This window comes from Streptomyces sp. NPDC005070, from assembly GCF_053600395.1.
The window spans coordinates 1-1,346 of record NZ_JBSFZS010000526.1 but is presented as its reverse complement, the minus strand read 5'-3'; the positions used below and the strand labels follow the sequence as shown (position 1 = coordinate 1,346).

1 protein-coding gene and 1 pseudogene are annotated in these 1,346 nt (G+C 72.3%); both read right to left on the bottom strand.

Going from position 1 to position 1,346, the window contains the following annotated elements:
* On the bottom strand, nucleotides 1–1,050 hold a 1,050-nt coding region (locus ACWEBX_RS40845; protein WP_451889740.1), incomplete at its 3' end, for a mandelate racemase/muconate lactonizing enzyme family protein.
* A pseudogene (locus tag ACWEBX_RS40840) lies at nucleotides 1,043–1,346 on the bottom strand (hydrolase); the annotation flags it as partial. The gene ACWEBX_RS40845 and the pseudogene ACWEBX_RS40840, both read right to left, overlap by 8 nt.

The following is a 1,346-nucleotide window of genomic DNA, read 5'->3' as shown; positions in this document are numbered from 1 at the left end:
GCCCGGTCGCCGTGCCGTACCCGGGCAATCCGTATGCCACGCCTGCCCGGACCGTCGCGGCTCCTGTGGGGACTCCCGCCCGATCTGGAACGCGATGCCGTGCCGGCGGGCAAGGGCGATGAGACGGGCCGCGGGCAGCGGGCCGCCGTTCTTCGCGACCCGGATGTTGAACGCGTCGCACGCCCGCGCTTCGACCGCCGTCCGGGCGTCCTCGAGGGTGCACAGGGACTCGTCCAGCATGATCTTCAGCCCCGCCCGGCGGCGCAAGGCGCCCAGAGCGGCCCAGGAACCCTTGGGCAGCGGCTCCTCCACGTAGTCCGCCCCGGCGTCCCGCAGCCGCCATGCGTGGGGGAGCGCGGTGGTCTCGGTCCAGCTCATGTTCGCGTCCACCATGACCGGCACGCCGTCACCCACGTGCGCGCGCACGGCTCGGACGCTGCGGGCGTCGCGCTCGATGTCGTCCGATGCCTTGATCTTGACGAAGTGGAACGGACCGCGGGTGGCCAGGAACTCCTCGACGGTGATGCTCAGGTCCAGCACCTGCGAGACGGGCAGGGGGGCGGCGGGCGGCACCCCGCCCGCAGTCGGCCCGGTGCCGCCCATCAACTCTGCCGCGCCGCCGCGCAGTTCACTCGCGCGGCCCGTCGGTTCTGCCGCGCCTCCGATCAGTTCCGCCGCGCCGAGCCCCAGCCGGCGGCCGAGCAGGTCCAGGACCGCCGTCTCCAGCAGGCACAGCAGGTTGTTCCCGCCGGTGATCCCGAAGACCTTCGCGAAGCCCTCGCGCCGCATCCGCTCGAGGAGTTCGGCCGGTGGCTCGCCGCGCAGGAGTGCGAAGATCCGCTCCAGAGGCGTCCGGCGCAGGGCCGCGAGGACGGACTCGGTGCTCTCGCCGGTCACGTACGTCCTGGGCGCGCACTCGCCGATACCGCTGACACCCTCACAGGTGAGCCGCAGGACCAGGCTGTCGGAGGCGGCGCGGCGTGCCGCGGGGTGGTCGAAGCGGGCGTGCATGGGCTGGCGCACCCGGTGGAGCACAGCGGCCTCAGACATCGCGGTCGAGCCCCTGGAGCAGGGTGTGGGTGGAGGTCCAGTCGACCAGGTCCGCGCTGACGCCGGTGAAGAAGAGGTAGTGCTTGTCGGTGGGCAGTTTCATGATGGTTCCGCGATCCGGTGCGATCGCGGAGAACACCCGGTGGGCGCTGTCGAGGTCGACGATGGGGTCGCTCATGCCCGAGACGAAGGTGGCCGGGACCGCGGGGAGTGCAGGATTGACGGGTTCCAGGTAGCGCCGCTCGAGCTCCAGCAGGGTGGCCCGCGAGCGGCGGGTGATCAGGCGTACGGCGAGG